Genomic DNA, 5,662 nt, shown 5'->3' on the forward strand with positions numbered 1-5,662 from the left:
GTAAATGAAGCGAATGCGATCAGGTTGCGTTGCTTGTTTTGGGTATTGAGGCTTGCCCCGTCTTCAAAATCCCCCTCGGGATCGCGTTTGAACCATTTGAATAGATCCATTACCACCGCCCTCCCGTGACAATGTATAACCAAGCGGTGTCGTTCGGTGCCAGCTGGTTGGTCGATAACGCGGCCGAGCGGGCTGCACGGGAATAAAATTGTGCGGTGGTCAGCGATTGAGTGGTCGTGGTGTTATTTTTCAGTTTGTAACGAATACCCGAGAAGGTATTGCCGACGAAGATCGTGTCGGGTATCACGGCTAAACGCGCTTTTAATGTGTGCGTGACGGTCTTGGGATCCACAGGATGCAGGCTGAATCCGCCCATCATTTCACCCGTCTTCGTCCAGCGGATCATTTGCGCGGTAAATTCTGCCAGTTGGGTGGTGTAGGGGGCTTTTTTCTCAAATACCGACGGGGTGTGCTGAGTATTTTGCACCCCGATAAATTCAGAGGTGATCCCCGGAATGGCTTGGGGGGTAATGAACATCCCAAATTGTCGGCCTTTTTGAGTGCTGACATAGGCGACGAACGCCACGGAAATATTGAGTTTGAGCCGGGCAGAGCCCGAAGTGTCCGTCTTGGTGCCTGAGACCACACAAAATCCTGCCGGGCAGTCAATGCCAGTGATCTTGTCGTTTTTCACCACCAAACGGTTGATATCAACACTGGATAGGACAACCGGGACGGTATCATTGTCATTAAAGGTATAGGTGGTGCCCGGGGTGTTTTTAGCGTGTGCCGTGGCACTCACACACCCTGCCATGATGATCGCGAACCATAGCCATCTGTTCATGTTGACTCCTTGATTTTTCGGATGGACAGCACTGAAATTTCCCCGTATTCATAGGCGAAATCCACGATGTAGCTGGCGAGCTCTGGCTCCAGTGCCCGAGAGCCAACGTGTTTTTGTAAGGTGCCCGTGACTTTGACTTTCAAGGTCGGGACCGACACGTTCACCGTGTCGACATCGAATCGACTGCTGACATTTTCCTTGATGATCTGCTGTGCATCGGCCATCAATGTGGGTTGTATGTTGGACCATGCTTCACTGCCGACGTAATCCAATAGCTGACCGTATTGACGCTCGACATTCTTGGGGGTCATGTTGAGTTTCAAGTAGGTGACGTACTCCCCCATTTGTTGTAAGTAACTGCTGTCGACTGCGCCGTCAGAGATGGTAAAGGCTTGACTGATGGTGGGGGGCACCAGCGTCCGGCTTTTGCTGTTGATCTGGGTGGCCAATGTGCCCCCCAGAATAACCACGGTGAACAAAAGCCCGATGGTGAACAGCAATAACAACCCATTGAGGGCTTTTGACAGTGCGAGGATATTGATCTTGTTGTTATTGAGCATGGTGAATGCCTTAGTGGATCCAGTAGCGTTTTTCCGCACTGGGTGTGATGGCAAAGAGGGGGGCGCTGAGGCTATCGGGGGCATACCAGTAAAGGGTCAGGCGAATAAAATTATCGCCATGGGTTTTCTTGATGGAATGCAGGCCAAGGAACCAGAATGCGGCGAGGACGAACCCCACTGCTTCATGACGCCCCGCCAGAAACACCCCAAAAATAACCAACGCTGGAAGCACTTCATCGCTGGGGAAGCCGAGGAATGTTTTTCCTTTTGAAAGTTGTTTTGGAATATTAAAAAAAAGAGCGGGGTTGTCCATGGTTAGAGCCCTACGATAGCCATTGCGGTATTGGCGAAGATCATACCCGTGACGAACCCGCCGATGGCTCCCCCCCAATTTTTAGTGAGGAAGCCCCCAAGGGCTGCGGAGCCCAGACCGGCCACAGTCATGCCCATATACAGCCCTGAATCGCCATCCGCATTTTCTTTGATGACCGTTTTCGAGCCGGCAAAGATATCGGCGGCGAGGGCGGGTTGGCTAATCGCCAGGACTACCCCGGTGGCAATGATGAGTACACCTAGTTTCGTTGACATGTTTTTTCCTTTTTATAGTTGAAATGTTACGTGTGGTTTCCAGACACATTCAGACTGACGGGAACAGTCAATCGCCTGCCCCGTGAGGGGAAGGTGTGATTAACAATGAATTAGGGGGAGTCATTGATTTCGCCTGCGACACGTCGGTCTGCATAGCGATGTTTTACGCATGAAAAAACGCCCTTTATCGAGATAAAGGGCGACACAAGTGTGTCAATAATGATTAGGTTGCGGCCTTGATACCTGTGCCGCACAGGTAATGATAGGATGCGCTATCGCATGATTCATTGATGGTTAGGGTAACGTCATGGGTGTATTCATTCTGTTGACGCACTACCGATAGCGGTTTGTACGTCGTCATGGACAGATGATGAGGGGACACTCGTCCTATCGTCGTGAATACGCGACCTGTTGGGTTTAACATCCGAGTGTTGCTGATAAAAAGCAAAGGGTTAATGGCTGTTCACATAGGCTTTCCTTTAGAGATGAATGAACCGTTAGCTGGGGAAGGAATATTAGCCCTCTCCAGCATTAATATCAGCCAGTGACAACCCAAAGGATCGTGCATCCCGGCGTGTTTCTATCTGGCGCCTTGCTCTGCCTTGTCGCTGGCGATATGCGGCATCACGGGCTGCTTTTTTAGGTGGGGCGGATGGGTAAGCTAAAAAGAATTCATTTTTATTCATGTCAGACCTCCCTGTGAATAACAATACGTCATCGTAATAGCGTGTTGTTATTGATTTTGAGTGTAAAAAAATGCTTCTGAATAAGGATGGAACGAAGATCAAATATACAACCGCGAGATCCTTCATATGCCATAACATGGGTTCGCGTTGCTCGGTAATGGCATGACACATAAGCGCGTCAATATGGGGGGACCCTTTGATTGGTAATTGTATTAGTCTTTTGGTTTGTGTTGCTGATTAACCCATTGTGCAGTGATATTGGATAATGTTTTACCGTCTTTATTGCCAATCAATGCTTGTTGTATCATCTGTGTAAACGGGGCTTGTTCTTTAACGGCTTGAGAGGCTATCGACAGGGCCTGTTTATCTGCACCGTGTCGTGCACGAACTTGGGTTCGAAGTGCTGTTATTGCGTTAGATAGGTTCTTTGTGGCCATTTCACCGCTTCCTTTGCTTGATGAGTGAGGATACCGCCATTGATAACGCTAAAAATTAGGTAAGTGTAAGCTAAGACTAAGCGTATCAATGACGGACTTATTGGGCGACTACGCATCGTAATCTTTGATAGGAATGAAATTAATAATAACATTGAGAGAGTATACAAATTTTAGGATCGAGAAATTGTTTCCAGTTTTTTTCTGACATCGTTAAATTATTCAGTGTTCGATGATATTTTTTCATTGATTTTAATGACGTAGAGATAGGTCGTCTCGGTGGTTTTTTATTTTTAATTATCTTATACGACACATTAACGAGTGGCATTGATAATGATTTAAACTGTAGTAATTCGTTGTCATCAACGAGAGCTGAAAAAACAATGCCTTTATCTGTTTCGGCAACAAAATGTACTTTTAAAATGGCATGATGATCATATGACTTTTCTGATAATCCGCTTATGCCGTGGGAATGCACCAGATCATCATAAGTAATTAACGCATACATTATTTTTAACATGATGATTACTCTCCATGGTTCAATCAACTTTGAGATATTTTTGATATCTCAAAGTTGACTGGGTATCTTGCAATACCCCAGTTGTGATATTTCGCTTGTGTATGATCACAATTCATACAGCTTGACCAAAGCAGCATTTCAGCTCTATGTGTTAAGCAGTCAGTTGTAACCACGTATTCCCACGCCTGACAGCCATGGTCGCCGCCCGTGGTGGGCTGGCAGTGTAGTTTTTCTTGGGCTAACCCACCCGCGCTCTACTGGCGCTTAGGTAAAGAGCAAATCCCTATCCGGAATTTTTAGGTTTAAGAGCTTGTCATTACTTGTGTTGCTTTATGGTTTCCAGTTAGGGAACCGTTTTAAGTGATCTTGAAGCCGCAGTTTAGCCTCGGCTCTTTTGGGACGCTCAGCGATGTTGGCTGAGCGTATCAATGTGGCATTGGATTCAGCGTTAATCTTAAATTGAATGCCGACAGCGCAAATACTGCTAGTTTCACGATCATCATATTCTTGTTTTGAATTCATATTAAATACCAATGTGGCGTACAGTATGGATGATCATGGTGAATATATTAAGTTAGTTTAAGTATCAAGTAAAGTTTAACTTTACTATAAATAGTCTAACTTTACTCATATTCGTTCATATTATATGAGGGTTGATATGAATGTAATGAAGATGAGTGAAACGACATTTGGTGAAAGAATAAAAAAGCTGAGAGAAGAAAATGCTTTTACTCAGAAAGAGTTAGCGAAAAAAATAAAAGTTACACCTATGGCAATATCTCAGTGGGAAAACAATACAACAGAGCCAAAAGGTTCGAATTTAAGAGCGCTAGTCTCTTTGTTCGACGTAACATTTGAGTGGCTTTTACTTGGTGTTCAGAGAAAAGAAGTCATAATTGATAATGCGGCTTGTGTCTCAATTCCTTTTTATGAAAATGTAGCTGCGTCTGCTGGGTTGGGCACAATTCCAATCAATCGTGAATTTTCACATGTTTCAATAGATATCAATATGTTAAAGGGAACAAGTATAAAAGACTTGGTTTGTATTAAAGTTACTGGGGAGAGTATGGAACCAGTATTATTAGATAGTTCAATAATCATTATTGATATGACAGAACGGAGTATAAGAGATGGTAAAATCTATGTAGTGCGGCAAGAAGAAATCATACGAGTTAAATCTTTGTCTTACACATCAACAGGTATTAAATTTAAAAGTTATAACTCTGAATACAATGATGAAAATTATACATTTCAAGAATTGTCAAATTTTGAAATTCTTGGTCGTGTTGTTTGCCAATTATCATATAGATAAAGTTATTCTATAGTTGAAAAATATTTAACTTATTTTATAATGTAAACATAAATAGGAGTTAAAGTGCATTGCATAGCACGCTACTACATAGTTTTCTATGTAGTGTATTTTTCCTAATTTAGAATGTGTTAGACCCTCAATCTAACTATATAGCATTTGCAAAAAAGGCCGAACTTCCGACGTGGTTTGGCCTTTTTTGTGTCTGTTGATCAAGTATTTGATCTTTTTACTGATTCTGATTATAGTGTTTAGCAATGTTTGGCGTGAGACCCAAACAGACCCTTTAAACGTCGGAATTAATATTATGAAAACCCAACCTAGCTGCACTTTGCAGCCTCAAAGACTCAGACACCATTTCTATCACCATAATGCCCTAGCGTATGCTTTGTGTACTTATGTTGAGGATGTGTGTCATGGCCTTCGCTGAATCCTCAATATCACGCCCACAACCTACACCCGTCACGCCGAATAAGGGCGAGTATGATGCCGAATACCGTGCTAAGCGTAAGTTACGCAAGCAAACGTTAATCGAGTTGCATCATGATGTGGTTGAGCGCGAAAACCAAAAACTGCAAGCCCAGGACAAAACCGCTAACTTTGCGATTGGCTTTCGTGCGAGACGATTACTGAGAAATGGTGAGGTTGAAACCCTGCCACAGGAATTTTCCCGTATTTTAAAAGGGTGTGAAGAGTTCATCGAGAACCCGAATCGATTCCC

Annotated in this window: 10 protein-coding genes and 1 pseudogene; 2 read left to right on the forward strand and 9 right to left on the reverse strand. The window is 43.9% G+C overall.

From position 1 onward, the window contains the following. Positions 1 to 109: 109 nt before the first annotated feature. The 9 genes from traK to C9J12_RS29400 all read right to left on the reverse strand — a co-directional run bounded on the left by traK (position 110) and on the right by C9J12_RS29400 (position 4,154). Complete coding sequence (gene traK, locus C9J12_RS29370; RefSeq protein ID WP_107246902.1) at positions 110 to 844, reverse strand: type-F conjugative transfer system secretin TraK; 735 nt, start codon at positions 842 to 844, stop codon at positions 110 to 112. Beyond that, the gene (traE, locus tag C9J12_RS29375; protein WP_170111919.1) at positions 841 to 1,404 is read right to left on the reverse strand and encodes a type IV conjugative transfer system protein TraE; all 564 of its coding nucleotides are present in this window, start codon (positions 1,402 to 1,404) and stop codon (positions 841 to 843) included. Before traE ends, traK begins: the two co-directional genes overlap by 4 nt. 10 nt (positions 1,405 to 1,414) lie before the next feature. Beyond that, positions 1,415 to 1,717, reverse strand: coding sequence for a type IV conjugative transfer system protein TraL (gene traL / locus C9J12_RS29380; RefSeq protein WP_107246908.1), 303 nt, complete (start codon positions 1,715 to 1,717; stop codon positions 1,415 to 1,417). A gap of 2 nt (positions 1,718 to 1,719) precedes the next feature. After that, entirely contained in the window at positions 1,720 to 1,992 is a 273-nt protein-coding gene (gene traA / locus C9J12_RS29385) for a type IV conjugative transfer system pilin TraA (protein WP_107246910.1), read from the reverse strand. Positions 1,993 to 2,215: 223 nt separating this feature from the next. Then, positions 2,216 to 2,416: a hypothetical protein gene (locus C9J12_RS30565; RefSeq protein WP_146150136.1), complete on the reverse strand. Its 201-nt coding sequence runs from the start codon at positions 2,414 to 2,416 to the stop codon at positions 2,216 to 2,218. 91 nt (positions 2,417 to 2,507) lie between these two features. Beyond that, complete coding sequence (locus C9J12_RS30905; RefSeq protein WP_170111920.1) at positions 2,508 to 2,678, reverse strand: hypothetical protein; 171 nt, start codon at positions 2,676 to 2,678, stop codon at positions 2,508 to 2,510. A 212-nt stretch (positions 2,679 to 2,890) separates the two neighbouring features. Continuing rightward, positions 2,891 to 3,115: a hypothetical protein gene (locus C9J12_RS29390; RefSeq protein WP_107246913.1), complete on the reverse strand. Its 225-nt coding sequence runs from the start codon at positions 3,113 to 3,115 to the stop codon at positions 2,891 to 2,893. A 139-nt stretch (positions 3,116 to 3,254) separates the two neighbouring features. After that, the gene (locus tag C9J12_RS29395; RefSeq protein WP_107246916.1) at positions 3,255 to 3,632 is read right to left on the reverse strand and encodes a hypothetical protein; all 378 of its coding nucleotides are present in this window, start codon (positions 3,630 to 3,632) and stop codon (positions 3,255 to 3,257) included. Positions 3,633 to 3,962: 330 nt separating this feature from the next. Further along, positions 3,963 to 4,154: a TraY domain-containing protein gene (locus tag C9J12_RS29400; protein ID WP_107246919.1), complete on the reverse strand. Its 192-nt coding sequence runs from the start codon at positions 4,152 to 4,154 to the stop codon at positions 3,963 to 3,965. Between the two features lie 136 nt (positions 4,155 to 4,290). Between C9J12_RS29400 and C9J12_RS29405 the strand changes: the two genes are divergently transcribed. After that, positions 4,291 to 4,944 (forward strand): XRE family transcriptional regulator, encoded by a 654-nt coding sequence (locus C9J12_RS29405; RefSeq protein WP_170111921.1) that lies wholly within the window; start codon positions 4,291 to 4,293, stop codon positions 4,942 to 4,944. A gap of 413 nt (positions 4,945 to 5,357) precedes the next feature. Beyond that, positions 5,358 to 5,662, forward strand: a pseudogene (locus C9J12_RS29410) (hypothetical protein); the annotation flags it as partial.

The sequence above is a fragment of the Photobacterium frigidiphilum genome (assembly GCF_003025615.1).
Taxonomy (GTDB): Bacteria; Pseudomonadota; Gammaproteobacteria; order Enterobacterales; family Vibrionaceae; genus Photobacterium; species Photobacterium frigidiphilum.